Here is a 26,953-nt window from a genome sequence, read left to right on the forward strand (position 1 = left end):
TCCCCTAGTAGATCTTGAGATGGTCCAGCACGGCACCATCGTACGATCCGTTCTTTTCCCTGGCCGTGACCAGGACGTACTTCACCTTTTTGTTCTCCAGTGCGTCAAAGAGGTCATCCGCCAGGAGCCTTTCCGCGCCGCCCCGGTCCCACATCTTCTGGAAGATCGTCTGGAGGTAGGGATGGGTGCCCTGTTGCACCATCATGCCAGCCGCCGGACCAGCACCGTGACGAGGAGGATTCAGCGTCGCGGCCGGCCCCTTCTCCTCAACGACCAGATAACTTCCGTCGGATTTCAGTTTGTACAGCGCGTCCAGGGCATCGGCACCGTTGGCCGTCTTGGGGAGGTCAATCCATTCCGCATCCTTGAACAATGTGGGAATGGCATGGAGCCTGGCCGCTCCCTCACCCAGCCTTTCGGCGTGCTGACTGTTGTTCGGAGTGTCCTTGAAATGCTCGACGTAATCCTCGCGCGCGGACACGAGATCACTGTGCGCCGTCGCCGGCGGATTCTCCGACTTGAGGGCAAGCTCGGCATTGGTGAGTTCGAGGCTCAACCGCCGCCCCTTCGCGAGCTCATGGAGCTTGGGGAGGTGGCGGGCATCGGCGGTGCTCGGCGCGAGCGGCTTCCGGTCGTACTTGAATTCGGTGGGTCCGTGCGGAATCTCGGACTTGGCCACGAAGGTTCCATCGTCCAGCTTCCGCAGGATGGGGAGATGGACTCCGTCCACCTTCGCCTGCCTGGACACCCGGTGACCGTCCGTGTGATAGTGCGCCCGCCGCCACGCCGGATCGTTGTTGGCCAGCCACACGTGCTTGTCCTGAAGCGCCTTGAGCTCGGCCGGAGTCAGCCTTCGCTCCGCGGTGCCGCTGCGGTCCCCCGTCGCGGCGCCGTCGTCCGCCCGGTTCTCGCCGTTCCGGGGCAGGTCCGCAGCACCGTCCGATGCGGCGCCCTCCGGTGCGGCGTCGTCCGCGCGCCCCAGATCGTCCGCGTTCCAGCCGCCGGAACCACCGCTGCCCGGGCCGTCGCCGTGCGGCCCGCCGGGAGCGTCGGGGCCGGTGGACCCGCCACGGGGCAGGTCGCCGGCGCCGTTGCCCGGGAGATCGCGGGCACCTCCCCTGATAAGGGTGTCGCCCGGAGAGGTACTTCCCGTGCCTCCCGCGCCGCCGGTGCCGTCATGCCCCATGCGGGGCGAGTGGTCGGGCACGTTGCCGCCCGTACGCGCCGTGTCGCCGAGCTGCCCACTGCCCTCGGGGACGGCGCGCGTCGTGTCCGCGCCGACCGAGACCAGTACGCGCTCGGGGTCGGGCACCTCCGCGCGCGCCTCCGGGGCCTCCGCGCGCGCCGTGTCGCCGGTCGGCTCCGTGCGGGACGTCGCGGCCGGGGTGTCCGTGCGCGCCGCCGCGTTGTCGACGACGTCGACGGGGGCGTTCTTGGCCTCGGAGAGGACCTCGCCCTTGCCGTTGACGACGTCGCCCTTGGGGGTCAGGTAGGCGTCGGATCCGTCGGTGGCCTTGATGGAGCCGGCGGGGACCGCGTCGTCCGTGAGGGCGTACGTGCCGTTGGGCTGTTCGACGGCGCCCGGAGGAGGTGTCGCGTCGGCGGGGAGGGTGACCGTGCCGTCGGCGTTGCGGAGGGCGCCTTCGGGGAGTTCGATGACGCCCGGCGGAAGGGCGGCGTCGGCGCGGCCCAGGCCCTTGAAGCCCGCGAAGAGGTCGCGGATCTTGGTGCCGCCGTAGACCCCCGCCTTGAAGACGTACGTGGCGGGGTCGATGATGCGGCCGGCCTTGCCCGCGACGGAGAGGGCCTTGGCGACCGCGCCCGCCTTGCCCGCCCCGCTCACGCCCGCACCCACGCCGCCGGTGAAGACCGTGGTGACCACGTTGAAGGTGACCGCGCCCGCCGCGCGTCCCGGGTTCGAGCCCCACTGGTCCCAGGCGACCAGGGCCTTGCCGGTCTCCTTCAGCGCGGTCTGCGAGTCGCTCAGCCACTTGCGGGTCTTGTCGCCGCCGACCAGGGCCGGGACGATCGCGCCGCCCGGCACCACGAGCATGGAGATACCGGTGGCGAGCTTGGCCAGGCCGGTCCAGGCCTCCCCCGCCTTGTCCCAGCCGTCCACGCCGACCAGGGTGCCCAGGCCCTTGATGGTGCCCCAGACGCCGTCGACGACGACACCGGTGGCGAAGTCCGCCACGTACTCGTAGGACTGGTACCAGCGGACGGACTCGACGACCGGGTCGCCCCAGGGAAGCCCCTTGGCGCCCTTGAGGTCATCGGCCCGGAAACCGTACAGATGGTCGCTCTTGGAGCCGTCGTTGAGCTTGTACGTCTCGCCGCCGACCAGGTTGACGATCTTGGAGTGACACTCGATCTCGGCGGTCCAGAACGCTTCGAGGGTGCGGGCGATCTCGTCGCGCCGGTCGTTGTTCTCCTCGACCTTGTCGCCGTCCTCGCGCCAGGTGTCGTCGGCCGCCGCCGCATTCGCGAACGCCTGGGCGTCGGCCTTGAGCTCGGCCAGACGCTTGGCCAGCGGCCGTACCTCTGTGGCGTACGTGTCCAGGGCGTCGGCGACGGTGCCCAGGTCGGTGCCGATGTCGTGGGCGGTGGTGGAGACCGGCGCGGTGGTGGCGAACAGCCGGTCCGCCTCGGGGGCCTGGTAGTAGGCGGACAGCCCCTGGAAGGCGGTGTGCGTGCTCTTGCCCTGGGCGGCCAGCTGCGTGCCGTCCTTGCGCAGGGCGGTGACCTGGCGTTCCAGGGTGGCCAGGTTTCCGGTGAACTGCGGGATGCCGGACGCGGAGACGGGAGTGGAGTCGCTCACTTGGCGGCGTCCTTCCTGGCCTTGTCCAGTGCGGCCTGCACGTCCGGGTCGTCGAACGCCTCGCGCTGCTTGGTCGCGGCCATCTGCAACTGCCCGTGGTTGTACGCCTGGGTGGCCTGGAGCGCGCCGGCGATGGAGTCCTGGGAGCGCAGTGCCAGGTAGAAGAAGTCCTTCTGGCGTTTGGCCATGAACTCGTTCAGGGCTGACGCCACCAGACCGCTTGCGGCCTGCTGCCCCGGGGCGGCCTTCTCGCCCGGGAGCGCGTCCTCCCGCACGGTCCCGGCGGCCTGGCCCGCCTCTTCCATCGCCGTACCGATCGCCACGCTCGTCTTGCCCATCGACTCGGCGGCCTTACGGGTGTTCTCCAGCACCGTCCGCACGCCCGAGGGCTTGATGTCCCACGCCGTCATTGCCCCACAACCCCCTGTGGCAGCGGATTCCCGCCGCCCGATCTGCCGATACGTTGATGCGCGCCGCACTCTCCGCGCGGCGGCAGCGAAGGCGGTGGCCGTGGCTGCGGCCCTCCCGTGGTGGCCCAGCCGATGGCGTCAGCCGATGTTGTCGACGGCCGTCTTGGCCCTGGAGAGGGTCTGCTGGGCGGTGCCGTCGTTCTTCTCCAGCGTCGACTTCAGCAGCCGGATGATGGAGCGGACCTCGTTGGAAGCGCGGTTCCAGCGCAGTTCCTTGCCGTGGTACTCGTCCGAGACGCCGTCGGCCTGGAAGTCGGACATCGCCGCCTTCACCTGCCGGTCGCGGTCGCTGATGACCTGTTCCAGGCGGCCGATGACCGCCTGGATGTTGAGCTGCGTGTCGGAGGACGCGGTGGTGTCGTAACTGTTGCGGTCTGCGTTGCCGGCCATGCTGAGTCTCTTCTCCCCGTCGGTGCGTCGGTCAGCGGCCGCCGAAGCGGGCGGCGTCGAAGTTGGCGGCGGCCATGGTGGAGCTCGCGTTGTCCGCGTGCTCGCCCTCGCCCGCGGTGAAGGCTCCGTCCATGCCGGCCTGGCCGCCCAGGATCGAGGAGAGCGCGCTGTTGAGCGCTGCCGTGATCTCGTCCGAGTCGGCCTTGAACCGGTCGAAGGCGGCCTTGCCCGCGCCGTTGAACCTGCCCTCCAGCGGTTCCGCGGCGGCGATCAACTGCTGGATCAGGCCGCCGAGATCACGGCTGGACCCCTGCGACTGGGTCGTCAGACCCGAGAGAACCGTCGATCCCATGTCGAACTTCATCCGGCCAACCCCCGTGCACTCGCTGCTCTTCATCACCGGTGGCACTCAGGACCCACGTACCCCATGCGCCTCTCGCACCACCATCACCGGCGATCACGCTCGCATGCCGTCGCCGCCCGTGCAAGCTCGTACCGACCGCTTGCAGAACGGAAGTTGATGCCCAATACCACGGGATTGTGGATGCTACGTAAAGGTTCCGGGAGGCCGAAGTGAGGTGAAACGTCCTGACTGCATACGGTCTTGCGCGGTCCACCGCACCCGCGTTGTACGGCGTCCTCACGGATGACTTATGTTGCAGAGGCGAAGTGAAGGGATTCTGCGACGGGGCGGAGCAGCTGCATGGCCAGGGATTACGACAGTCAGCTGCTGGAGTCCGTGTCGGTACGCCGGCGCCGGCTGCGGGACGCCCTGCTCTTCGGTGCGCAGCGCGCCCGGCGCAGTGCCGACGAGCGGCTCGGCAAGGTGTTCGCCGGGATCGCCGTCGCGGCCGTGCTCTGCGCGGGCTGCATCGGCTGGTCCTTCCTTCAGCACACCCTCGCCCAGCAGAAGGCCGAGCAGCAGAAGCAACAGCAGCGGCAGGAGCGGCAGTTCAGGTGACGAACACGGCAATGACCTCCCGCGCGCAGCTGAGCCGGGTGACCCTGGTGGGCGGGCGGACACCGTCCTGCCCTCCGACACTCCGATCGGCCAGCTGCTGCCCGACATCCTCCAGCTGCTCGACGACCGGGCCGCCTCCCGGCCGATGACCCGGCAGCTGGTCACCTCCGACGGCGGGGTGCTGCCCTCCGACAGCACCCTGGCCTCGGCCCGGATCTCCGACGGGGCGGTGCTGCGGCTGGTGCGTGCGCATGCCGCGCCGCCGGCGCCGATCGTGCACGACGTCACCGACGAGGTCGCCGACGACCTGGATCTGCGGGCCTGGCGGTGGCGGCCCGCGGCGCGGCGGTTCAGTGCGGGGGTGGCCACGGTCGTCTTCGCGGTGATCACGGCACTGCTCGCCCGGGGCGAGTTCGACCCCGGCCAGGTGGCCCGGGTGCTGGTCGGCGTGGCAGTGGTGTTCGCGGTGGTGGGTGCGGTAGTCGGCCGGACGGGCAGGGGCGGCAAGGGGCTGGTGACCGCGCTGCTCGTCACCTCCGGGGTACTCGGGGTACTGGCGGCCTGGACGGCGGCGGACGCGTACGCCTGGGGCGCCCCGGCCCGGCTCGCGGCGGTCGCCTCCGCGCTGGTCGTGGTGCTGTTGCTGCTCGGGATGTTCTCCCCGCTGGGCCGGGGCGGGCTCGTCGGGGCGGGGGCGGCCGCGGCGCTGACCGGCCTCTGGCAGGCTGTGGCCGCCGTGCAGGACGATCCGGCGAAGACGGGCGCGGTCATGGCCGTGCTGTCGGTGGTGCTGCTCGGGATGCTGCCGCGGCTGGCGCTGATGGGTTCGGGGCTGACCGGTCTGGACGACCGGCGCTCGGCGGGCAGTTCGGTCAGCCGTCACCAGGTGGCCGGTGCGCTGGCCGCCACCCACCGGGGTCTGGCGCTGGCGACCGTGGTGCTGGCGTGTTCGGCCGCCGGGGCCGGCTGGCTGCTCACGCTGGCCACGCCGACGTACTGGACGGTGCTTCTGGCGGTGTGCACCACCGTGGTGCTGCTCTCCAGGGCCCGCGCCTTCCCGCTGGTCGCGGAGGTGGTGGTGCTCTTCGTCGCCGCCGGGGTGCTGGCCGTGCGGCTGGTGATGCTCTGGATGCGGCACACGCAGGGCTTCGCTCCGCTGCTGGTCCTGTGCGCGGGCACGGTGCTGCCGCTGCTCGTACTGACGGTGCAGCCGCCGGAGCACGTACGGGTGCGGCTGCGCAGGGTCGCGGACCTGGTCGAGTCGATCGGGGTGGTGGCGCTCTTCCCGCTGGCCGTCGGCGCCTTCGGGATCTACGGGCAGTTGCTCGACAGGTTCTGACCGGCCTCGTCGGGGCCGGTTTCGTACGACGTCACAGTGGCGGCAGAACACCAGCGGCAGCGGGGAGAGGGACGGACATGCCGAACGGCACCAACTGGCAGGGCGATGTGCTGCGCGACCTGAGAGGTACGCGTACGGACGAGGCCCCGCCCGGCCCGCGCGAAACACCGGGACCGGCTCCCCGGGACCACCCGCACGCGCACCCCGCCACTCCCCCGGCGGGCGCGCGGGCGGCCGGGACGCGGGACGACGAGCCCGCGCGGGATCCCTCGGCCCAGGACCGCGAGCCCGCCCGAGGGCCCGGACCGCTCGGCCCTCCGCCCCGGGACGTCCCCGCCCAGAGCCCCCTGGCGCACGCCCAGAACCAGGCCACCCGTTTCGTACCCCAGCCGCACCCCCCGACCCCCGAGTCCCGGCCCGCCGTGGACCGGGCGCTGGCCGCCGCCGGGCGCAAGCCGCAGCGCGGTGAGCCCCTGTTCGGGCGGGCCCTGCGAGCGGTGCGGCGGACCGTGGCGTCCTCGGCGGCGGCCGAGGTCGCGGCGGCCGGGCGGACGGCACAGGAGTTGCAGCAGCCGGTGATCACCGGGCGGCAGATCATGGTGACCTCGATCCGGGGCGGCGCGGGCAAGACCACCGTCGCGGCGCTGCTGGGCAAGGCGTACGCGCACTACCGGCAGGACCCGGTGCTGCTCCTGGAGGCCGATCCGGCGCTCGGCACGCTGCCGTTGCGGCTCGGGGTGGAGTCGCTGCGCTGGACCGCCGGGGACATGGCGCGGATCGTGCAGCCGCAGATGTCGCTGCTGGACGTGACGGGTTACCTGGTGCAGCTGCCGGACAACGCCTGGCTGCTGCCGGGCAGCCGGGGCCAGGTCGGGGCGATGCTGGACACACCGGCGTACGAGAAGATCATGGTCTCGCTGCGCCGCTACTTCGGGGTCACGGTGGTGGACTGCGAGACGCTGCCCGCCGAGGTGGCCCGTACCGCGCTCTCCGCCGCCCAGGCGCGCGTCGTGGTGGTGCCCGCCACCCTCGAAGGCGTGGCCAGTACCCACGCGGTGCTCCAGTGGATGGCGACGCTGCCCCCGCACGTGGTGGCGGGCACCGTCGTCGTCCTCACCGAGCAGACCCCGCGCTCCGGCGTCGACACCGGCCGGGCCGCCGGGGAACTGGAGCAGCTCGGCGTGCAGGTCCGTCTTCTGCCCCACGACCGGCACCTGGCGGGCGGCGGCGCGATCCGCACCGAGCTGCTCGCCCGCTCCACCCGCGAGGCCGCCACCCGCATCGCCGCCGACGTCCTGCGGCTCTCCCGGAGCCGGCGCTGAGCCGGGACCGGACCGCCCTTCGACGACCACGGCCGGACCGCCCCCGGCACCGACGATGACGACGACGACCAGGACCGGACCACGATGACCACCCGCCTGATCCACCGCCCCGCCAGAACCACCCGCCCGCCCGTCGCGGCCCCCTCCCGCAGCATCGAGGCCCCGCCCAACCTGCCCGAGGGCAAGATGGGCAACATCGCCACCTCACTGCTGCCGGTGGCGGGCGTGATGTCGTCCGTGGTGATGATGACGGTGCTGCGCAACAGCCAGTTCGCGGCGATAGGCGCCCTGATCCTGGTGGTCACCGTGATCGGCTCGGTCGCCCTGGTCTTCTCGCAGAAGGGCAAGGCCCAGCGCACCCGGCGCACCCAGCGCGAGGCGTACCTGGAGTACCTGGAGGACCTCCGCGAGGAGCTGGCGGGCGAGGAGCGCGAGCGCCGGGAGCGGGCCCGGGTGCTGAACCCGCCGCCGGACGCCCTCTACGACCTCCTGCGCGATCCGGCCCGGCTGTGGGAGCGGCGCCGGGTCGACAGCGACTTCCTCCAGGTGCGCCTGGGCACCGGGGAGATGCCGGTACGGGACCTCACGCTGACCGAGCAGGGGTCCTCGGTGCTCACCCCGCCCGACCGTTTCATGCTGAACGAGGCCTCGGCGCTGATGGCCCGCTTCTCCTCCGGCACCGAACTCCCGCTCACCGCCCCGCTGGACCGGGCCGGGAACGTCAGCGTGATCGGCCCGCGCGAGGACTGTCTGCGCGTGGTGCGCACCCTGCTCGTGCAGACCGCCGTCACCCACGCGCCCGACGACGTGGCGCTCGCACTCGCGGTGCCCGACGAGCGGGTGGCGGACTGGGAGTGGGTCAAGTGGCTGCCGCACGTACTGGACGCGGAGAGCTGGGACGGCCCGGTGGCCGCCCGCCGGATCGCGTCCTCCCCGCAGCGGCTGGCCCGGCTGACCGCCCACTGGCTGCGCCGCCGTGCCTCCTACGCGGCCGAGGTGCGCCGGGGGCTGTCCGGCAAGGACGCCCTGGCGATGAGCCCGCGGATGCTGGTGGTGTGCGACGGGTACGGCGAGGACGCCGTCGAACTGCCGCGCCCGGACGAGGCGGTGGGCCTGCGCGAGATGGGCGTGAGCGTGCTGCATCTGCTCGCGGAGCGGGTCCAGGAGCCGGGACAGGTGTCGGTACGGATCACCGTGGACGGCGACCGGGTGAGCATCGAGGACCTGCGCGGCCCGGAGCCGGTCCTCGCGCACGGCACCGCCGACGAGATGCCCCTGCCCGCCGCCGAGGGCCTGGCCCGGATGCTCGCCCCGCTGCGGCTGTCCGCCGAGTCCCTGGCGGACGCCCCGCTGTCGGGCCCGGTGGACTTCGCCGGACTGCTGGGCGTCGACGACGTGGCCGACCTGGACCTGGACCGGCTGTGGGCGCCGCGTGGCGAGCGCGCCTTCCTGCGGGTGCCCATCGGCGTCGGCGACTCCCACGAGCCGGTGCTGCTCGACCTGAAGGAGTCCTCCGAGCTGGGCATGGGCCCGCACGGGCTGTGCGTGGGTGCCACCGGCTCCGGCAAGTCGGAGCTGCTGCGCACCCTGGTGCTCGCGCTGGCCGCCACGCATCCGCCGGAGGACCTGGCGCTGGTCCTGATCGACTACAAGGGCGGTGCCACCTTCGCCCCGTTCGCCGAACTCCCGCACGTGGCCGGGGTGATCACCAACCTGGAGAACCAGGCCGGCCTGGTCGAGCGGGTGCACGCCTCGCTCGCCGGCGAGGTCAAGCGCCGTCAGCAGGTCCTCAAGGACGCGGGCAACGTCGCCGACATCGGTGACTACGCGGCGCTGCGCGCGGGCGGGCGCCCGGACCTCGATCCGCTGCCGCACCTGTTCGTGGTGATCGACGAGTTCGGCGAACTCCTCACCGCCAAGCCGGACTTCATCGACCTCTTCCTCTCCATCGGGCGGATCGGCCGCTCCATCGGCGTCCATCTGCTGCTCTCCAGCCAGCGCATCGAGGGCGGCAGGCTCAAGGGCCTGGACACCTACCTCTCCTACCGCCTGGGCCTGCGCACCTTCTCCGCGGAGGAGTCGCGCACCGTACTGGACACCACCGACGCCTTCCACCTGCCGCCGCTGCCCGGATTCGGCTACCTCAAGGTCGACACCTCGGCGTACGAACGCTTCAAGGCGGGTTACGTCTCGGGCGCCTACCGGGGCCCGGTGCTGCGGGAGAGCGAGGAGACGGGGCCGCTCGCGCTGGGGTACGGGGCCTTCAACACGCTCGACGGGCCCGGCGCCGGCTCGGACGCCACGCCGCAGGAGCCCCCGGCGCGCCGCCGGGAGAGCGGTCCCACCGAACTGGCGGTGATGGTCGGCCAGTTGACGGGCGCCGCCGCTCCGGTACGACGTATCTGGCTGCCCCCGCTGCCCGAGGCGGTCGCCCTCGACACGATCGCGGGCCCGCTCGAAACCGGCGCCGACGGCACCCGGCTCGCGCAGCGCCGCGGACCGCTCCGGGTCCCGATGGGGCTGCTGGACGACCCGGCCAGGCAGTGGCAGGGCCCGTGGTACGTGGACCTGACCGTCGCGGGCGGCCATGCCGCGCTCATCGGCGGCCCCCAGTCCGGCAAGACCACCTGGCTGCGCACCCTGGCCCTGTCCCTGGCGCTGACGCACACCCCGCAGGAGGTCGGCGTCTACGGCCTCGACCTGGTCGGCGGCGGGCTGACGGCGCTGGGCGGGCTGCCGCACGTCGGCGGCATCGCGGGCCGCGCCGACCGCGAGCGGGCCGCCCGCACGGTCGAGGAGGTCCGCACCATGCTGGCCGAGCGCGAGGAGCTCTTCCGGGAGCACGGCATCGACTCCGTGGAGCAGTTGCGCGACCTGCGCGCGGCCGGCCGCCACCCGGAGCTGCCCTGCACCGACGTGGTGCTGCTCATCGACGGCTTCGGCGCGCTGCGCGACGACTTCGAGGCGCTCGACGATGCGGTCACCGACCTCCTCAAGCGGGGCAGCGGGTACGGCATCCACGTGGTGGCCGGAATGCTGCGCTGGAACGACGTGCGGATCGCCACCCAGTCGACCTTCGGCACCCGTCTGGAGCTGCGGCTCAACGACCCCTCCGAGTCGAGCGTCGACCGCAAGCTCGCCGAGACCCTCTCCCCCGAGGAGCCGGGCCGCGTCCTCACCGACGGCAAGCTCTTCGCCCAGACCGCCCTGCCCCGCGCGGACGCCGTCGCCGACACCGCCGGGCTGGGCGCCGTACTGGAACGCACCGCGCACACCCTGCGGGCCACCTGGCCGGGTGAAGTCGCCCGTCCGGTGAGGGTGTTGCCGCACCTGCTGGAGCCGCAGCTGCTGCCGGGGCCGGCCGCCGAGCCGCGGCGGGTGCCGTTCGCCCTGGACCAGAGCTCGCTCTCGCCCGTGCACCTGGACCTGTTCGGCCGCGACCAGCACCTGCTGGTCATGGGCGACAGCGAGTGCGGCAAGACCAACCTGCTGCGCGCCGTCGCCCAGGGGCTGATCGAGCGGCACGGCGAGGACGACCTGGTGTTCGCCGTGATGGACCCGCGGCGCTCGCTGCGCGGGGCGATCCCGGAGGAGTACCGGGGCGGCTACGCGTACAACACCAAGCTCTGCACAGCCCTGTCCGCCGGCATCGCCACCGAGCTCGCCAAGCGGATGCCCGACGATGCGGCCGGCGACGAGGAGACGGAGCCGGGCAGTTGGGGCTCGGGCCCGCGCATCGTCGTCCTCGTGGACGACTACGACATCCTCACCACGGCCGGCCAGCAGCCGTTGGCCCCCTTCCTCCCCTACCTGCCCTCCGCAGCCGACATCGGCCTGCACTTCGTCCTGACCCGCCGGGTCGCGGGCGCCTCCCGGGGCCTGTACGAACCGGTGGTGCAGAGCCTGCGCGAGAGCGGCGCCGCCGCCCTGGTGATGTCCGGCGACCGCGCCGAGGGCCAGCTGTTCTCCGGCGTGTACGCGTCGCAGCAGCCGGCGGGGCGCGGGGTGCTGGTGCGGCGGGGAGAGCCGCAGCGGCTGATCCAGACGGTGTGGACGGGCGGGTGAGCGGGTGACGGGTGGGTGAGCGGGTGTACGGGGCGGCTGCCGGTGTACGCCCCCGCCGCCCCGTACACCGGCAGCCGCCACTCCTGCCCGCACCCGCACCCGTACTCGCACACCCCCGCACCCGCACGACAAGGAACTTCGCCCCCATGACCACGGACGTCGTCGCCCTCACCCCGAAGATGCCCGACCCCTGGAGCGTGCTCGCGGGGCTGCTCTCCGGCGGCCCGGACCGAGAGGTGCGGCCCCGTGCGGACGGGGCCGTCGTCCAGCTCTGCGACGAGCGGGGCCGGCCCCTCCTGTCCGTCGAGGCGCCCCTGCTCATCCAGGTCGAGGGCGAGGCGGAACGGCTGCTGGGCGCCGACGCGCCGCCGGTGCCGTTCTGGTGGACGGAGGCCCGCGCCACCACCGGGGTCCCGGAGGCTGAGGACCTCGCCGGAACCTTCGCCTCGCGCATCGCCGCCCTCAACCGGGGCAGCGTGTGGCCCCCGGAGGCCGCCCGCTCCCTCGACGTGGTCGAACCCGACGGGGCCTCGAACGCGGACTCGGGACCGGCGCTGGCTCCTGCCGACGCGCAGCCCGCCGTGGACGTGCTGACCGATCAGGTGGCCGTGGTCATCCAGGACCGCCCGGTGATCGCCATGACCGCGTGGCTCTCCGGCGCCCTGACCGCCACCGCCGCCCAGGGGCTCGGTCTGCAGATCGTCACCCCGCCGGGCACCGCCCTCTCCCCGACGGTCCGCCCTTCGGTGAGCCGCGCACCGTCGCGCTGGGTGGTCCAGGACGAGGAGTGCGGGTACTACGACGGGCTGACCGGGGCGGTACTGAGCTGGCGGAAGGGCATGTTCCGGCCGGTGCCCGGCGTGGAGGGGCCCGAGGCCCCGCAGGACACGCACGAGGCCCCCGGGACCGCAGGGTCGGCCCCCGTCGCGAACGCCTTCCGGCAGGTCGCCGAAACCGGCGAACGACAGCTCACACTCTCCTTCCGGACGGTCCACCCCGCCGACGACCGGCTCGTCCTCGGCGGTCCTCTGGAGGCGGTCTTCCACGCACTCACCGGCCGGCCCCCGGCGGGCTGGGGAACCGCGGAACCCGCCAACTCTCCCTGGTCGCTGCGGCAGTTGACGGACCTGGCTCGCAGCCGGGCGCCCGAGCCGACCTGGTTCGTGGTGACCGGCGCTCCCGACCGGCCCGCCCTGGCCACGCTGCGCGTCCACCGCACCACCGCGGGCGTCGAGCAGGACATGACGGTCACCTTCGGCTACGGCGCCGACGAGCACCCGCCGCTGGGCGCCCTGCCCACTGCCGCCGAGACCCTGGCCACCCGCCACCACCTGGTCTCGCTGCTGGCCCAGATCCGCAAGGCCCCCCGCGACCTGGCCGTCCGCCCCCGCTTCGAGCCGCCCGGCGCCCCGGCCGGCTTCGCCGTCGGCCCCGACGAGGTCCGCGCGATGCCCGGCGACCGAGCCCGCCGCACACCGCTCGCCACCACCCCCCTCACCCTGGGACCGGCGACCCGCCCCGGCCTCTACTACCCCTTCCGGGGCGACCCCGCCGACCTGTCCGACTGGCAGGACCTCGCCCGGCTACTGACCCACCTCAAGGGCGAGTAACCCTGCCCCACCCCACCAAAACCATCACGGCACTCATCCCGCACCGACCGGAAGCACATCCGGCGACAGCACCCCGGCCTGCGCCGACGCGCTCGTCATGTGCCTGCGATGGTGACGGCGGCACAGCACCTCGTACCCGATGTCCTCGGCGGGCTGGTTCACGTCGCCCACGACGACCTGCTCGCCCTCGACGACCATCGCGCCGCCCACAGTGCGCGCGTTGTGCGTCGCCCGCGCCCCGCACCAGCACATCGCCTCGACCTGCAAGGTCTCCAGCCGGTCCGCCAACTCGATCAACCGCTGCGAACCCGGGAACAACCGCGTCCGGAAATCCGTCGTGATCCCGAACGCGAACACGTCCAGGTCCAGGTCGTCCACGATCCGCGCCAACTGGTCGATCTGCTCCGGCGCCAGGAACTGCGCCTCGTCCACGATCACGTAGTCCACCTTGCCGCCGCGCGACACCTGGTCCACCACGTACCCGTACAGATCCAGCCCGGGCCCCGCCTCGACGGCATCCGTCACCAACCCCAGCCGCGACGACAGCTTGCCCTCGCCCGCCCGGTCGTCCCGCGTGAAGATGACGCCCTGGAGCCCGCGCGCGGAACGGTTGTGGCCGATCTGGAGTGCCAGGGTGCTCTTCCCGCAATCCATCGTTCCAGAGAAGAACACCAGCTCGGACATGAGGAGTTGAGCCTTTCGGGCAGTAAGAGGAGGGAGAAGTGGGATTAGACGCGGACTTCGAGGAGCGGGACGTGCTGCTCCACCGGGGTCATCGAGCCGTGCATGCCGACCATCGAGGACTCGCCGGGCTCGTTGCGCGAGGCGGTGATCACCACGTCGTCGTGGGCGGCGGCGACCACGTCGCCGATCCGGCCGTGGACGCGCTCGTCGACGTCACGTCCGAACCAGCCGAGGGCGATCGCCTCGTCGCGGCTCGCCACCCAGAACTGCTCGCCGAGCACCTCGCGCCACACGGCGAGCACGTCGCCGGTCGCGCCGGGGACCGCGTACACGTGGCGGGCGCGACCCTCGCCGCCGAGCAGGGCGACGCCCGCGCTCAGTTCCCAGTCCTCGTCGAAGTCGATGCGCGACTGCTCGTCGAAGGGGATGTCGATCATGCCGTGGTCGGCGGTGACGTACAGGGCGCTGCGCGGCGGAAGTTGCTCCGCCAGGCGCTGGGCGAGCCGGTCGACGTGCATCAGCTGGCCGCGCCAGGCGTCGGAGTCGACGCCGAAGCGGTGGCCCGCGCCGTCGACCTCGCTGTAGTACGTGTAGACGAGGGAGCGGTCCCCCGCCGCCAGGTGCCGCGCGGCGAGGTCCATCCGGTCCTCGCCGGTGAGGCGGCCCTGGAAGGTGCCGCCGCTCAGCGCGATCTTGGTGAGGGGGGTGTGCTGGAAGTCCGGGGAGGAGACCTGCGCGGTGTGCACGCCCGCCGCGTCCGCGAGCTGGAAGACCGTGGGGTACGGCTGCCAGACGTGCGGGTCGGTCCAGGGGCGCCAGCGCAGCTGGTTCATCAGCGCGTTCGTGTCCGGGTCGCGGACCGTGTAGCCCGCCAGGCCGTGCACGCCGGGGGTCAGGCCCGTGCCGACCGAGGCGAGCGAGGTCGCGGTGGTGGCGGGGAAGCCCGCGGTGATCGGCCGTCCGGTGCCGCCGCGCGAGGAGGACAGCAAGGAGTGCAGGTACGGGGCCTCGTCCGGGTGTGCCTTGATCTGCTCCCAGCCGAGGCCGTCGATCAGGAAGACGCAGTTGCGGTCGGCGGGCGTCAACTCGCCGATGGCGGCGGTCATTCCGGGTACGTCCATGCCTGCCGCCAGCGTCGGCAGCAGGTCCGCGAGGGAGCCGGAGCCGTACTCCGGGACCGGTGCGGTGTCGAGCGCGAGCGGGACGGGGTCCTGCCAGGCGGCGGGCAGCGCCATCAGCGGGCGGCGGAGCCGGTCGCGGCCGTCGCCTCGGACAGGGCCTGCGCGAAGACGAGGGTCTGCTTGACCGTGTCCGGGCCGTCCCCGGCCTCGCTGACGCGCAGGCTCAGGTCGTCGGCGGTGGAGCTGCCGGTGTAGCCGTGGTCGGCGTCGCAGTTGGGGTCGCCGCAGGCGGCGGGCTCCAGGTCCAGGCGGGCGACGGCGCCCCAGCCGATGGTGAGGACAACCTCGCGGGGCAGCGTCCCCGGAACGTACTTCTCCGGATTGGCCACGACCCGGCTGACCACGACCGAGGAGATCCGGCCGATCTTCACGGACTCGGTGGAGGTGGTGGCGTACGGCGTCGGGGAGCTGGTGTCCGCGTTCTGCTCGTCGGTGTGGCTGACGATGAAGCGGGTGCCGGTGAGGACCAGGACAGTGACGTGACGGCGGACCTCGTTCGAGTCGAACGTGGTCTCCTGGTGCACCAGGTACGACGAGATGGGCTCCGCGCCGACGGCGGCCTCCACCGCCTCGGCCACCAGAGCCGGGTAGTAGCCGCTGCGCTCGATCGCTGCCCGCAGCCCCTGGGTCGTCGTACCGGTCTTCGCCATGCCTTCCATCCTACGGGGCCCGGGAGGGCGGATGTCCCTTGCGCCGGGGGTGGGACCTGGGGGCTCAGTAGCTCGGGAGGCTGCGCGGGCCGAGGTCGTCCCGTACCGCCGGAGGGGCCAGTCGTACGGTCGCGCTCAGCACGGACAGTCCGTCGGGGGCCACGACCACGGGTTCGAGGGCGACGCCGACCACCTCGGGGTGGTCGTCGACCAGCCGCGAGACGCGCAGCAGCAGTTCCTCCAGGGCGGCGGTGTCCACGGGCGCGGAGCCCCGCCAGCCGAAGAGGAGGGGGGCGGTCCGGATGGACCGGATCAGTTCGGCGGCGTCCCGGTCGGTGGCCGGGACGAGCCGGTGCGCGGTGTCCCCGAGCAGTTCGGACGCGGCTCCGGCGAGCCCGAAGGACAGCACCGCGCCGACCGCAGGGTCGATGGCGGCCCGCACCACGGTGTCCACCCCGCGCGGGGCCATGGCCTGCACGACCAGGAGCAGTTCCTCGGGCTTGCCGAGGGCGTCCGTCAGCTCGGTGTACGCCCGTCGCAGGTCGTCCTCGTCCGCCAGGTCCAGGCGTACGCCGCCGAGGTCGGGGCGGTGGCGCAGGTGCGGGGCGGTGGTCTTCAGGGCGACGGGGTAGCCGAGCCGCTCCGCCGCCGCGACGGCGGCGTCCGGGCCGGGCGCGGGCAGGGCGTCCCGTACGTCGATCCCGTACCGGCCGAGCAGCTCGCGGGCGGCGTCGGGCTTGAGCGGCAGCCCGCGCGGGTCGCCGTCGGCGGCGAGCAGGGCGTCGATCTGGGCGGCGGCCCCGCCCTCGTCGATGTCCTCGTACGCGGGCACCTTCCCCGGCTCGGCGGCATCCCGCCGCCACTGCGCGTACCGAACGGCTTCGGCCAGCGCCCGCACGGCCCGTTCGGCGGCGGGGTAGGCGGGGATGCGGCGGGGGGCGGGGGTCCAATCGGGGGGCAGGGCGGCTCCCGGACCGGCCCCCGGACCGGCGTCCGGACCCGCTTCCGGACCGGCTTGCCCGGCGGGCGTGGCGGGGCTCGGGGCGGAGGCTCCGCCGGAGCCGGGCGGCGGGGGCGGAGGCGTTGCGCCGGGCGCCGGGGTGGCAGGACCGGCACCTGTGGCGGGCGGGGTGGCGGAGCCCGCACCCGGTGCCCCCAAGCCCACGCCCGACGCCCCCGCCGCAACGGCACCGGCTGAGCCCGCACCCGACGACCCCGCCGCAGCGGCACCGGCTGAACCCGTACCCGAGTCCGTCCTGCCCGGTGCCGTGCTCGTCGCCGCCGCCAGGGCCTCCGCGAGTTCGCCCATCTCCACGTGGACCACCGCGACCGGCTTCGCCGGGGCCGTCGAGGCCGCCTCGCGCAGGGCCGCGGCCAGGACCTCGCCGTCGCCGGACTCCGTGGTTCCGGACTCCCCCACCCAGGGGATGGCCGTGACGATCACCGCGTCGCAGGCCGAGTCGGCCAGGGCGCCGGCCAGGGCCCGGCGGAAGTCGGCCGGGGTGGCGGCCGTGGTCAGGTCGCGCGGCGGGAGCGGACGCAGCCCTTCCGCCAGGCAGGCGTCGTACGTGAGGAGGCCGAGGGACTCGGAGTTGCCGAGGATGGCGGTGCGCGGACCGCGCGGGAGGGGCTGGCCGGTCAGCATGAGCCCCGCGTCGACGAGTTCGGTGACGGTGTCCACGCGGACGACCCCCGCCTGGCGGAAGAGCGCCGAGACCGTGGCATCCGGAATGCGCGCCACCGGTACCGCGTGCCCGGGCGGCGTACTCCCGCTGTGGCGCGCCCCCTTGACGACCACGACCGGCTTCGAGGCGGCGGTGCGGCGGGCCAGGCGGGTGAACTTGCGGGGGTTGCCGATGGATTCGAGGTAGAGGAGGACCGCGTCGGTGTCCGGGTCCTCGTGACAGTACTGGAGGAAGTCGTTGCCGGAGACGTCGGCGCGGTTGCCCGCGGAGATGAAGGCGGAGACGCCCGCGCCGCGCCGGTGCAGCCCGGACAGCAGCGCGATGCCGATCGCACCGGACTGGGCGAACAGGCCGATCCGCCCCCGGTCCGGCGAGCGGGGCGCCAGGGAGGCGTTGAGGCGTACGGACTCCGAGGTGTTGATGATGCCGAAGGCGTTGGGCCCGATGATCCGCATCCCGTACGAACGGGCCCGGCGCACCAACTCCCGCTGCCGCTCCCGCCCTTCGGCCCCGCTCTCGGCGTACCCGGCGGCCAGCACGACCAGCCCCTGCACCCCGCTCGCGCCGCAGTCGGCGACGACGTCGAGGACCTTGTCCGCCGGGACGACGACGACCGCGAGGTCCACCGGGACGCCGATCTCCGCGACGGAGCGGTACGCCGGGACGCCTTCGAGTTCGCTCACGCCCGCGTCCAGGGCCGCGTTGACCGCGTACGTACGACCCGTGAAGCCCGCTCCGAGGAGGTTGCGCAGGACCGTGCGCCCCACGGACTGCGGGGAGCGGCCCGCGCCGACGACCACGACGGAGCCGGGCGCGAGGAGCCGCTGCACGGAGCGGGCCTCGGCGCGGTGCTCGCGGGCGCGCTGCACGGCGAGCGAGCGGTCGGTGGGCTCCAGGTCGAATTCGAGGCGGACGACGCCGTCCTCGAAGGAACGCTTCTGCTGGTAGCCCGCGTCCGTGAAGACCTTGATCATCTTGGAGTTGGCGGGGAGCACCTCGGCGACGAAGCGCCGGATGCCGCGCTCGCGGGCGACCGCCCCGATGTGTTCGAGGACGGCGGAGGCGACGCCCCGGCCCTGGTGGGCGTCCTGGACCAGGAAGGCGACCTCGGCCTGGTCGGCGTCGGGGCCGGAGGCGGGCAGGCCCTGGGCGTTGATGCGGTCGTACCGGACCGTGGCGATGAACTCTCCGCCGACGGTGACGGCCAGGCCCACCCGGTCGACGTAGTCGTGGTGGGTGAATCGGTGGACGTCCTTGGCGGACAGCCGGGGGTAGGGCGCGAAGAAGCGGTAGTACTTCGACTCGTCCGAGACCTGCTCGTAGAAGCTGACCAGCCGGTCGGCGTCGTCCGTGGTGATGGGCCGGATGCGCGCCGTGCCGCCGTCGCGGAGCACGACGTCGGCCTCCCAGTGGTCGGGGTACGCGTGCTCCGGCCGGTGGGGGTGCGAGCGCTCCGCCTGGTCGGAGTGCGCGTGCCGGCGCGCACCGTTCACCTGATCCGCATCGTCCGCAGCCTTGGCCATGGGTGCAGCCTACGACTCGCGGGCACCCGGAGAGCGGGGCAGTCTGGTCCTGTCCGGCCCGTCCTGTTCGGGACTTTCGCCGGGCAGAGCAGCCCGCACCACGTGAGAGACTGGTCTAGACAACCAATAAGCACATGAAGGGCAACACCATGGTTGAGCGCCGCGTCACCGTCGGCTGGGCCGAGGGCCTGCACGCCCGCCCCGCCTCCATCTTCGTCCGCGCCGTCACGGCCACCGGCGTCCCCGTCACCATCGCCAAGGCGGGCGGCAACCCGGTCAACGCCGCGTCGATGCTGGCGCTGCTGGGCCTGGGCGCGCAGGGCGGCGAGGAGATCGTGCTGGCGTCCGAGGCCGAGGGCGCGGACGCCGCCCTGGACCGTCTCGCGAAGCTGGTCGCCGAGGGCCTGGACGAGCTCCCCGAGACCGTCTGAACCCCTGCGGCCCCCGTGAGGTCCGCTTGAGGTCTGCTGAAGACCTCCGAAGGTCGCGCCCGTACGGGCGAATTCTTCGCGCAGAAGCCGCGGCATCCCGAATTCGGGGGCTGCGGCTTCTGCCGTTGCCGGGGAATTCCAGGAGTACGTGAATTGCCGTGCTCCCCTTTATAGGGCCCGCATGTTAATTCCGGCCGCCTGCAACGTTGACGGCATGTTGCGGAATCCTCATGCGGTGCGCGGCCACCGCCCGCTCCGCGTGCCGCGCGGTCAGCGCCCTCGCCCGTTCGGCGTCGCGGCGGGCCACCGCGTCCACGATCGCCCCCCGTTCGGCCCAGAGCTCCACGGGCCGCTCCGGACGCTCGACGACGTATATCCAGGCGATCTTATGCTTGAGCTGGGTGAGCAGGGCGATCAGCCCGGGGCTGCCGGACGCCTGGGCGAGCGTCTCCTGGAACCAGCCGCCGAGCGCCCCCAGATCCGCGGTCTCGGGCCGCCTGACCCGCTCCTGCCCCAGCCTGACCAGGCCCCGGAGCACCTTGAGGTGGGCGTCGGTGCGCCGGGCGGCCGCCCGTGCCGCACCCAGTGGCTCCAGCAGCGCCCGCATCTCCAGCAGGTCGGCGGCCTCCTGTGCGCTCGGCTCGGCCACACAGGCGCCCGCGTGCCGCCGGGTGACGACGAAGCCCTCGGCCTGGAGCGTGCGCAGCGCCTCGCGGACAGGGACGCGCGAGACGCCGTACCGGCGGGCCAGCACCTCCTCCGTGAGGCGGCTGCCGCGTGGCAGGACGCCGGAGACGATGTCGTCGCGGATCGCCGTACACACCGAATGCGCGGGAATACGCATGCCCGGATCTCCGTCCGCCCGCCGAATTGTTTCCGTCAACTGTATTGCAGTGGCGGGGAATTACGGAAGGAAATCCGCGACCGATGGCCTCCGGGCACGAAAAATGCCCCGGCTCGCGGGGAGCCGGGGCATTTTCACGAAGGCCTCAAGCGGGGCGCTCGCTGCGGGGTGTGCGGGTCAGACGCTGACGCCGTGCTCGCGCAGGTACGCGACCGGGTCGATGTCCGAGCCGTACTCGGGCGAGGTGCGGGCCTCGAAGTGCAGGTGCGGGCCGGTGGAGTTGCCGGTCGAGCCGGACAGGCCGATCTGGTCGCCGGAGCCGACGGACTGGCCGACCGAGACGCCGATCGAGGAGAGGTGGCCGTACTGGGTGTACGAGCCGTCGTTCATCCTGATCACGATGTTGTTGCCGTACGCGCCGCCCCAGCCGGCCTCGACGACCGTGCCGGAACCGACGGCGACGACGGAGGAGCCGGAGGAGGCGTGGAAGTCGACGCCGGAGTGGCTGCCGGAGGACCACAGGGAGCCGCCGGACTTGTAGCTGGTGGAGACGTACGAACCGGCCACCGGCAGGCGGAAGGTGTTGAGGCGCTTGCGCTCGGCCTCGCGGGCGGCGCGCTCGCGCTCCTCGCGCTCCTTCTTGGCCCTGGCCTCGGCCTTGCGCTTGATCTCGGCCTTGCGCTCGGCCTCCGCCTTGCGGGCGGCCTCGGCCTCGTCCAGCGCCTTCTGCTGCGCGTGGGCCTGCTCCTCGATCCGCTGGGCCACGGTCGCGGCGGAGTGGTCCAGGGCGACGGCGCGGATGGTGCCGGTGTCCTCCGCGGCCAGGTCCTGCTCGGCGGCGATGGCCTGCGGGGCCAGGGTTCCGATGACACCGGTCGTGGTGAGGGCGGCGACTCCGGCGATGTTGGCGCTCTTGCGCGACAGCACGGAGGGACGCCGGTGCTTCCCGGCGGCACGGGTGAACGCCATGGAGTGGCTGTGTCCTTTCCTTCCTTCTCGCCTACCGGGTTAGCTGACGGGTTCGGAGCAGGAAGGTCTCCTACGGACTCCACCCACCCGTGAAGGGCGATGGCGTCCGATTCACCCCAGGGACTTCGTATGGGTCCCCGGCTCCCCAGGCTCGCGCCTGACGGGGACTCGGCGATGACTGCCCGGTGCCGCGGTTGCGGCGCACTCTGACGGACAGCCGGGTCGACGCTAAACGGCCGTACTTTCAATCTCCAAACAGACGGCCGTTTTTGTGAAGGAGCCCACACGGCAGACAGGCAACCTCCGCAATAATTCGGACATAAGGGAGGACCCCGACGACTCGGAAGTCGTCGGGGTCCTTCTTGTCATGCTTTGTGGTGCTCCTGCGGATGACCTTTGATCGGTCAGCCAGCCGGTCGGCAGACCGGTCAGCTGACCACCGTGACCTCGCCGATGTTCAGCGCGCGCACCGGATCGGCGATCCGCGAGGCGTCGCCGACCAGGACCGTGACCAGCTTGTCCACCGGGAAGGCGTTCACCACGGCGGCGGTGGCCTCCACGGTGCCGGTCGCGGCGAGCCGTGCGTACAACTGGGCCTGGAAGTCGTCCGGCAGCTGCTGCTCGACCTGGTCGGCCAGCGTGCCCGCGACGGCCGAAGCCGTCTCGTACTTGAGCGGGGCGACCCCGACCAGGTTCTGCACGGCGACGTCGCGCTCGGCGTCGGTGAGGCCCTCGGCCGCGAGCGTCCGCAGGACCTTCCAGAGGTCGTCCAGGGCGGGCCCGGTCGACTCGGTGTCCACGGAGCCGCTGATGGCCAGCATGGCCGCTCCCGTGCCGTCCTCGGCGGAGCGCAGCACCTGGCCGAAGGCGCGCACGCCGTAGGTGTAGCCCTTCTCCTCGCGCAGGACGCGGTCCAGGCGGGAGGTGAGGGTGCCGCCGAGGCAGTACGTGCCGAGCACCTGGGCGGGCCAGACGCGGTCGTGCCGGTCGGCGCCGATGCGGCCGATCAACAGCTGCGTCTGGACGGCGCCGGGCCGGTCCACGACGACCACCCGGCCCGAGTCGTCGGCGGTGATCGGCGCGAGGGGGCGCGGGGCCGCCGTGTTGCCCGTCCAGGCGCCCAGGGTGTCGGCCAGGACGGCGTCCAGGTCGATGCCGGTGAGGTCGCCGACGACGACCGCGGTGGCGGTGGCCGGGCGGACGTGCGCCTCGTAGAAGGCGCGCACGGCCGCGGAGTCGATGTTCCGAACCGTCTCCTCGGTGCCCTGGCGCGGGCGCGACATGCGCAGGTCGGCCGGGAAGAGCTCGTGGGAGAGCTGCTTGGCGGCCCGCCGCTGCGGGTTGGCCGCCTCGTGCGGCAGCTCGTCGAGCCGGTTGCGGACGAGACGCTCGATCTCGCCGTCGGCGAACGCCGGTGCGCGCAGAGCGTCGGCGAGCAGTCCGAGCGCCTTCGGCAGCCGGGAGACCGGGACTTCGAGGGAGACCCGCACGCCCGGGTGGTCGGCGAACGCGTCGAGGGTGGCACCGCAGCGCTCCAGCTCGGCGGCGAACTCCTCGGCGGAGTGCTTGTCGGTGCCCTCGGTGAAGGCGCGCGACATGATCGTGGCGACGCCGTCGAGACCCTGGGGCTCGGCCTCCAGGGGCGCGGCGAGGAAGACCTCGACGGCCACCAGCTGCTGGCCGGGGCGGTCGCAGCGCAGCACGGTCAGGCCGTTGGGCAGGGCGCCGCGCTCGGGGGCCGGGAAGGCCCACGGGGTGGCGGGACCCGGCTGCGGCTGCGGGTGGAACTGCATCTCGCTGGTCACGGCTGCGCTCTCGCCGGTGGTGGCTGCGGTCTCCGTCACTTGTCCGCCCCTTCCTGCTCGTCTTCGTCCTGCACGCCTTCCTGTACGTCGTCGGAGGCGGCCAGCGGTTCGTACACCAGGACCGCGCGGTTGTCCGGGCGCAGCCGGGCCTCGGCGACGACCCGGACCTCTTCGGCGGTGACCTCCAGCACGCGGTTCACCGCGGTGAGCGCGAGCTGCGGGTCGCCGAACAGGACGGCGTACCGGCACAGTTCGTCGGCGCGGCCGGCGACCGTGCCGAGGCGGTCCAGCCATTCGCGCTCCAGCTGGGCCTGGGCGCGCTCCATCTCCTCGGCCGTGGGGCCCTCCGCGGCGAACCGGGCGAGCTCCTCGTCGACGGCGGCCTCGATGGCCACAACCTCCACGCCGCCCGAGGTCTTGACGTCCAGCCAGCCCAGCGAGGGGGCACCGGCCAGGCGCAGCAGGCCGAAGCCCGCCGCCACGGCCGTCTGGTCGCGACGTACGAGACGGTTGTGCAGCCGGGAGGACTCGCCGCCGCCGAGGACGGTGAGCGCCAGGTCGGCGGCGTCGGCCTCGCGGGTGCCGTCGCTGGGCAGCCGGTAGGCGGCCATCAGCGCACGCGCCGGGACCTCCTCCTCGACGACCTCGCGCAGTTCGCCGCCGATGACGTCGGGCAGCGAGCCGTCGCGGGGCGGCTGCTTGCCGTCGTGGCCGGGGATGGAGCCGAAGTACTTCTCCACCCAGGCGAGCGTCTGCTCGGGGTCGATGTCGCCGACGATCGACAGCACCGCGTTGTTGGGTGCGTAGTACGTACGGAAGAAGGCGCGGGCGTCTTCGAGGGTGGCCGCGTCCAGGTCGGCCATGGAGCCGATCGGGGTGTGGTGGTACGGGTGGCCCTCGGGGTACATCAGCGCGGTCAGCTTCTCGAACGCGGTGCCGTAGGGCACGTTGTCGTAGCGCTGGCGGCGCTCGTTCTTGACGACGTCGCGCTGGTTCTCCATCGACTCGTCGTCGAGCGCGGTGAGCAGCGAGCCCATCCGGTCGGCTTCCAGCCACAGCGCCAGCTCCAGCTGGTGCGCGGGCATGGTCTCGAAGTAGTTGGTGCGCTCGAAGCTGGTGGTGCCGTTGAGCGAACCGCCCGCACCCTGCACCAGTTCGAAGTGGCCGTTGCCCTTGACCTGGGCGGAACCCTGGAACATGAGGTGCTCGAAGAGGTGCGCCAGGCCGGTGCGGCCCTTGACCTCGTGGCGCGAGCCGACGTCGTACCAGAGGCAGACCGCGGCGACCGGGGTCAGGTGGTCCTCGGAGAGGATCACCCTCAGACCGTTGGCAAGCCGGTGCTCGGTCGCGCTCAGGCCGCCGGAGCCGGCCTGCGCTGTGGCCGTGTGACCCATGGGCATGTACGTCCCTTCGATCGCGTATGAGACAAGTCCTGCAATTAAGTCCTGCCACTGTATGCAAGCGCACTGACAGTCCGCGAAGTTCCCGTTTCCCGGAGTCTTCGTTCTTCTCCTGCCGAGTCTTCGTTGTTCTCCTGCCGACTCCGCTCCCGTACGGCCGCACGGCCGCTACGGACGGGTCGAGGTCGGCGTTGTCAGTGGGGCGGTCCACAATGGTCCGCGTCAGGAACCCCCGCGTCCGCACGAATCAGTCCAGCAACCGCCCGTTGAACAGTGAGAAGGAGCCGCGCCCGCGATGGCCCGCCGCAGCACGAAGACCCCGCAGCCTGACGAGGCGTTCGAGGAGAAGATCCTCGACGTCGACGTCGTCGACGAGATGCAGGGCTCCTTCCTTGAGTACGCCTACTCGGTGATCTACTCGCGCGCCCTGCCGGACGCGCGGGACGGCCTCAAGCCCGTACACCGGCGCATCGTCTACCAGATGAACGAGATGGGCCTGCGCCCCGACCGGGGGTACGTGAAGTGCGCCCGCGTCGTCGGCGAGGTGATGGGAAAGCTGCACCCGCACGGCGACGCGTCCATCTACGACGCGCTGGTGCGCATGGCGCAGCCGTTCTCGATGCGGCTGCCGCTGGTCGACGGGCACGGCAACTTCGGCTCGCTGGGCAACGACGACCCGCCGGCCGCCATGCGGTACACCGAGTGCAAGATGGCCGACGCCACGTCGCTGATGACGGAGTCGATCGACGAGAACACGGTCGACTTCAACCCGAACTACGACGGCAAGGAGCGCGAGCCCGTCGCGCTCCCGGCCGCGTACCCGAACCTGCTGGTCAACGGCGCCACCGGCATCGCGGTCGGCATGGCCACCAACATGCCGCCGCACAACCTGGGCGAGGTCGTGGCGGCCGCCCGCCACCTGATCAAGCACCCGGGCGCCGACCTGGAGACGCTGATGCGTTTCGTACCGGGCCCCGACCTGCCGACCGGCGGCCGGATCGTCGGTCTCGCGGGCATCAAGGACGCGTACGAGAAGGGCCGCGGCACCTTCAAGATCCGCGCCACGGCCGCCGTGGAGAACGTGACGGCGCGCCGCAAGGGCCTGGTCGTCACGGAACTGCCCTTCACGGTCGGCCCGGAGAAGGTCATCGCGAAGATCAAGGACCTGGTCGGCGCGAAGAAGATCCAGGGCATCGCGGACGTCAAGGACCTCACCGACCGCTCGCACGGCCTGCGCCTGGTCATCGAGATCAAGAACGGCTTCGTCCCGGAGGCCGTCCTGGAACAGCTCTACAAGCTGACGCCGATGGAGGAGTCCTTCGGCATCAACAACGTCGCCCTGGTCGACGGCCAGCCCCTGACCCTCGGCCTCAAGGAACTCCTTGAGGTCTACCTCGACCACCGCTTCGAGGTCGTACGACGGCGCAGCGAGTTCCGCCGCACCAAGCGCCGGGACCGGCTGCACCTGGTCGAGGGCCTGCTGGTCGCGCTCATCGACATCGACGAGGTCATCCGCCTCATCCGCTCCAGCGAGAACTCGGCGCAGGCCAAGGAGCGCCTGATCGAGCGCTTCGGTCTCTCCGAGGTCCAGACCCAGTACATCCTGGACACCCCGCTGCGCCGCCTGACCAAGTTCGACCGGATCGAGCTGGAGTCGGAGCGCGACCGCCTCAACGGCGAGATCGACGAGCTGACCGGCATCCTGGAGTCCGACGCGGAGCTGCGCAAGCTGGTCTCGGCCGAACTGGCCGCCGTGGCGAAGAAGTTCGGCACCGAGCGCCGTACGGTGCTGCTGGAGTCGGGCGCCTCGGCCGTCGCCACCGTGCCGCTGGAGGTCCCGGACGACCCGTGCCGCGTCCTGCTCTCCTCCACCGGTCTTCTGGCCCGTACGCCCAACGGCGAGCCCCTCGCCCTGGACGACGCCCGCCGCACCAAGCACGACGTGATCGTCTCCGCGGTCCCCGCGACCGCGCGCGGCACCGTCGGCGCGGTGACCTCGTCGGGCCGCCTGCTGCGGCTGGCCGTCATCGACCTGCCCCAGCTCCCGGACACGGCCTCCGCGCCGAACCTCTCGGGCGGGGCCCCGGTCGCCGAGTTCCTCTCCCTGGAGGGCGACGAGACGCTGATCTGCCTGACCACCCTCGACGAGTCCTCCCCCGGCCTCGCGATCGGTACGGAGCAGGGCGTCGTGAAGCGGGTGGTCCCCGACTACCCGTCCAACAAGGACGAGTTGGAGGTCATCACCCTCAAGGACGGCGACCGCATCGTGGGCGCCCAGGAGCTGCGCACCGGCGAGGAGGACCTGGTCTTCATCACCGACGACGCCCAACTCCTGCGCTACCAGGCCGCGCAGGTACGCCCGCAGGGCCGTCCGGCGGGCGGCATGGCGGGCATCAAGCTCGCCGCGGGCGCCAAGGTGATCTCCTTCAGCGCCGTCGACCCGGCAGCCGACGCGGTGGTCTTCACGGTGGCGGGCTCCCAGGGCACCCTCCTGGGCGACGCGGAGTCCTCCGCCAAGCTCACCCCGTTCGACCAGTACCCGCGCAAGGGCCGCGCCACGGGCGGCGTCCGCTGCCAGCGCTTCCTGCGCGGGGAGGACGTCCTGATGCTGGCGTGGGCGGGGGCCGCCCCGGCCCGTGCCGCCCAGAAGAACGGCACCCCGGCCGACCTCCCCGACCTCGACCCGCGCCGCGACGGCTCGGGCACCCCGCTGGAGAAGCCGGTGGCGGCGCTGGCAGGGTCGGTGTAGACGCACTGTCCGGTACGGGTCGGGGGTGCGGGGCGGTCGTGCCCCGCACCCCCGCCC

Annotated in this window: 18 protein-coding genes, 1 pseudogene and 1 riboswitch; of the genes and pseudogenes, 7 read left to right on the forward strand and 12 right to left on the reverse strand. The window is 72.5% G+C overall.

The genetic code is table 11. The features are described 5' to 3' along the window. Nucleotides 1–4 precede the first annotated feature (4 nt). From ACIO3O_RS10540 to ACIO3O_RS10555, 4 genes are all read right to left on the reverse strand, one after another. A complete protein-coding gene (locus ACIO3O_RS10540) occupies nt 5–2,818 on the reverse strand; it encodes a hypothetical protein (RefSeq protein WP_401744295.1) in 2,814 nt (937 codons plus the stop codon). Continuing rightward, nucleotides 2,815–3,228, reverse strand: coding sequence for a DUF6507 family protein (locus ACIO3O_RS10545; RefSeq protein ID WP_401744296.1), 414 nt, complete (start codon nt 3,226–3,228; stop codon nt 2,815–2,817). Before ACIO3O_RS10545 ends, ACIO3O_RS10540 begins: the two co-directional genes overlap by 4 nt. 138 nt (nt 3,229–3,366) lie before the next feature. Further along, nucleotides 3,367–3,678: a pore-forming ESAT-6 family protein gene (locus ACIO3O_RS10550; protein ID WP_401744297.1), complete on the reverse strand. Its 312-nt coding sequence runs from the start codon at nt 3,676–3,678 to the stop codon at nt 3,367–3,369. 31 nt (nt 3,679–3,709) lie between these two features. Then, nucleotides 3,710–4,042, reverse strand: a complete 333-nt coding sequence (locus ACIO3O_RS10555; protein ID WP_401744299.1) for a hypothetical protein — start codon at nt 4,040–4,042, stop codon at nt 3,710–3,712. A gap of 339 nt (nt 4,043–4,381) precedes the next feature. Between ACIO3O_RS10555 and ACIO3O_RS10560 the strand changes: the two genes are divergently transcribed. The 5 genes and pseudogenes from ACIO3O_RS10560 to ACIO3O_RS10580 all read left to right on the forward strand — a co-directional run bounded on the left by ACIO3O_RS10560 (nt 4,382) and on the right by ACIO3O_RS10580 (nt 12,975). Then, nucleotides 4,382–4,639, forward strand: coding sequence for a hypothetical protein (locus ACIO3O_RS10560; RefSeq protein WP_189823195.1), 258 nt, complete (start codon nt 4,382–4,384; stop codon nt 4,637–4,639). Between the two features lie 11 nt (nt 4,640–4,650). Next, nucleotides 4,651–5,978 (forward strand): annotated as a pseudogene (gene eccD / locus ACIO3O_RS10565) (type VII secretion integral membrane protein EccD). 77 nt (nt 5,979–6,055) lie between these two features. Next, nucleotides 6,056–7,300 carry a MinD/ParA family protein gene (locus tag ACIO3O_RS10570; protein ID WP_401744301.1) on the forward strand — a complete coding sequence of 415 codons (1,245 nt, stop codon included), beginning with the start codon at nt 6,056–6,058 and terminating at the stop codon, nt 7,298–7,300. Between the two features lie 84 nt (nt 7,301–7,384). Continuing rightward, entirely contained in the window at nt 7,385–11,365 is a 3,981-nt protein-coding gene (gene eccCb, locus ACIO3O_RS10575) for a type VII secretion protein EccCb (protein ID WP_401744303.1), read from the forward strand. A 146-nt stretch (nt 11,366–11,511) separates the two neighbouring features. After that, nucleotides 11,512–12,975, forward strand: coding sequence for a DUF6177 family protein (locus ACIO3O_RS10580; RefSeq protein WP_401744305.1), 1,464 nt, complete (start codon nt 11,512–11,514; stop codon nt 12,973–12,975). Nucleotides 12,976–13,008: 33 nt separating this feature from the next. On the opposite strand, the gene ACIO3O_RS10585 is transcribed toward ACIO3O_RS10580, so the two are convergent. The 4 genes from ACIO3O_RS10585 to ACIO3O_RS10600 form a co-directional block, all read right to left on the reverse strand. Beyond that, nucleotides 13,009–13,659, reverse strand: coding sequence for a thymidine kinase (locus tag ACIO3O_RS10585; protein ID WP_401744307.1), 651 nt, complete (start codon nt 13,657–13,659; stop codon nt 13,009–13,011). 44 nt (nt 13,660–13,703) lie between these two features. After that, nucleotides 13,704–14,894, reverse strand: a complete 1,191-nt coding sequence (locus tag ACIO3O_RS10590; RefSeq protein WP_401744309.1) for an alkaline phosphatase family protein — start codon at nt 14,892–14,894, stop codon at nt 13,704–13,706. Beyond that, complete coding sequence (locus ACIO3O_RS10595; protein ID WP_401744310.1) at nt 14,894–15,490, reverse strand: DUF5998 family protein; 597 nt, start codon at nt 15,488–15,490, stop codon at nt 14,894–14,896. Before ACIO3O_RS10595 ends, ACIO3O_RS10590 begins: the two co-directional genes overlap by 1 nt. Nucleotides 15,491–15,554: 64 nt before the next feature. Beyond that, entirely contained in the window at nt 15,555–18,698 is a 3,144-nt protein-coding gene (locus ACIO3O_RS10600; RefSeq protein ID WP_401744312.1) for a GNAT family N-acetyltransferase, read from the reverse strand. Nucleotides 18,699–18,847: 149 nt separating this feature from the next. Here ACIO3O_RS10600 and ACIO3O_RS10605 point away from each other — a divergent pair, with 149 nt between their 5' ends. Then, nucleotides 18,848–19,129: an HPr family phosphocarrier protein gene (locus ACIO3O_RS10605; RefSeq protein ID WP_189823340.1), complete on the forward strand. Its 282-nt coding sequence runs from the start codon at nt 18,848–18,850 to the stop codon at nt 19,127–19,129. Between the two features lie 184 nt (nt 19,130–19,313). On the opposite strand, the gene ACIO3O_RS10610 is transcribed toward ACIO3O_RS10605, so the two are convergent. From ACIO3O_RS10610 to ACIO3O_RS10625, 4 genes are all read right to left on the reverse strand, one after another. Beyond that, complete coding sequence (locus ACIO3O_RS10610; protein WP_401744314.1) at nt 19,314–19,973, reverse strand: GntR family transcriptional regulator; 660 nt, start codon at nt 19,971–19,973, stop codon at nt 19,314–19,316. A gap of 177 nt (nt 19,974–20,150) precedes the next feature. Continuing rightward, complete coding sequence (locus ACIO3O_RS10615; RefSeq protein WP_401744316.1) at nt 20,151–20,942, reverse strand: M23 family metallopeptidase; 792 nt, start codon at nt 20,940–20,942, stop codon at nt 20,151–20,153. Between the two features lie 13 nt (nt 20,943–20,955). Then, a riboswitch (cyclic di-AMP (ydaO/yuaA leader) is annotated at nt 20,956–21,126 on the reverse strand. Between the two features lie 244 nt (nt 21,127–21,370). Then, nucleotides 21,371–22,735, reverse strand: coding sequence for a M16 family metallopeptidase (locus tag ACIO3O_RS10620; RefSeq protein ID WP_401744494.1), 1,365 nt, complete (start codon nt 22,733–22,735; stop codon nt 21,371–21,373). 47 nt (nt 22,736–22,782) lie between these two features. Further along, the gene (locus ACIO3O_RS10625; RefSeq protein ID WP_401744317.1) at nt 22,783–24,147 is read right to left on the reverse strand and encodes a M16 family metallopeptidase; all 1,365 of its coding nucleotides are present in this window, start codon (nt 24,145–24,147) and stop codon (nt 22,783–22,785) included. Nucleotides 24,148–24,442: 295 nt separating this feature from the next. Between ACIO3O_RS10625 and ACIO3O_RS10630 the strand changes: the two genes are divergently transcribed. Next, nucleotides 24,443–26,896 carry a DNA topoisomerase (ATP-hydrolyzing) subunit A gene (locus tag ACIO3O_RS10630; RefSeq protein ID WP_401744319.1) on the forward strand — a complete coding sequence of 818 codons (2,454 nt, stop codon included), beginning with the start codon at nt 24,443–24,445 and terminating at the stop codon, nt 26,894–26,896. Nucleotides 26,897–26,953 lie beyond the last annotated feature (57 nt).

The sequence above is a fragment of the Streptomyces sp. NPDC087440 genome, from assembly GCF_044744005.1.
In the GTDB taxonomy this organism is placed as follows: Bacteria; Actinomycetota; Actinomycetes; order Streptomycetales; family Streptomycetaceae; genus Streptomyces.

Bases quoted from the DNA above. Each gene is read 5' to 3' on its own strand.
- ACIO3O_RS10585 (WP_401744307.1), bottom strand. From the start codon at position 13,659: ATGTCCGAGCTGGTGTTCTTCTCTGGAACGATGGATTGCGGGAAGAGC.
- ACIO3O_RS10550 (WP_401744297.1), bottom strand. From the start codon at position 3,678: ATGGCCGGCAACGCAGACCGCAACAGTTACGACACCACCGCGTCCTCC.
- ACIO3O_RS10560 (WP_189823195.1), top strand. From the start codon at position 4,382: ATGGCCAGGGATTACGACAGTCAGCTGCTGGAGTCCGTGTCGGTACGC.
- ACIO3O_RS10630 (WP_401744319.1), top strand. From the start codon at position 24,443: ATGGCCCGCCGCAGCACGAAGACCCCGCAGCCTGACGAGGCGTTCGAG.
- ACIO3O_RS10615 (WP_401744316.1), bottom strand. From the start codon at position 20,942: ATGGCGTTCACCCGTGCCGCCGGGAAGCACCGGCGTCCCTCCGTGCTG.
- ACIO3O_RS10580 (WP_401744305.1), top strand. From the start codon at position 11,512: ATGACCACGGACGTCGTCGCCCTCACCCCGAAGATGCCCGACCCCTGG.
- ACIO3O_RS10605 (WP_189823340.1), top strand. From the start codon at position 18,848: ATGGTTGAGCGCCGCGTCACCGTCGGCTGGGCCGAGGGCCTGCACGCC.
- ACIO3O_RS10595 (WP_401744310.1), bottom strand. From the start codon at position 15,490: ATGGCGAAGACCGGTACGACGACCCAGGGGCTGCGGGCAGCGATCGAG.
- ACIO3O_RS10545 (WP_401744296.1), bottom strand. From the start codon at position 3,228: ATGACGGCGTGGGACATCAAGCCCTCGGGCGTGCGGACGGTGCTGGAG.
- ACIO3O_RS10610 (WP_401744314.1), bottom strand. From the start codon at position 19,973: ATGCGTATTCCCGCGCATTCGGTGTGTACGGCGATCCGCGACGACATC.
- ACIO3O_RS10600 (WP_401744312.1), bottom strand. From the start codon at position 18,698: ATGGCCAAGGCTGCGGACGATGCGGATCAGGTGAACGGTGCGCGCCGG.
- ACIO3O_RS10555 (WP_401744299.1), bottom strand. From the start codon at position 4,042: ATGAAGTTCGACATGGGATCGACGGTTCTCTCGGGTCTGACGACCCAG.
- eccCb (WP_401744303.1), top strand. From the start codon at position 7,385: ATGACCACCCGCCTGATCCACCGCCCCGCCAGAACCACCCGCCCGCCC.
- ACIO3O_RS10620 (WP_401744494.1), bottom strand. From the start codon at position 22,735: ATGCAGTTCCACCCGCAGCCGCAGCCGGGTCCCGCCACCCCGTGGGCC.
- ACIO3O_RS10590 (WP_401744309.1), bottom strand. From the start codon at position 14,894: ATGGCGCTGCCCGCCGCCTGGCAGGACCCCGTCCCGCTCGCGCTCGAC.
- ACIO3O_RS10625 (WP_401744317.1), bottom strand. From the start codon at position 24,147: ATGCCCATGGGTCACACGGCCACAGCGCAGGCCGGCTCCGGCGGCCTG.
- ACIO3O_RS10570 (WP_401744301.1), top strand. From the start codon at position 6,056: ATGCCGAACGGCACCAACTGGCAGGGCGATGTGCTGCGCGACCTGAGA.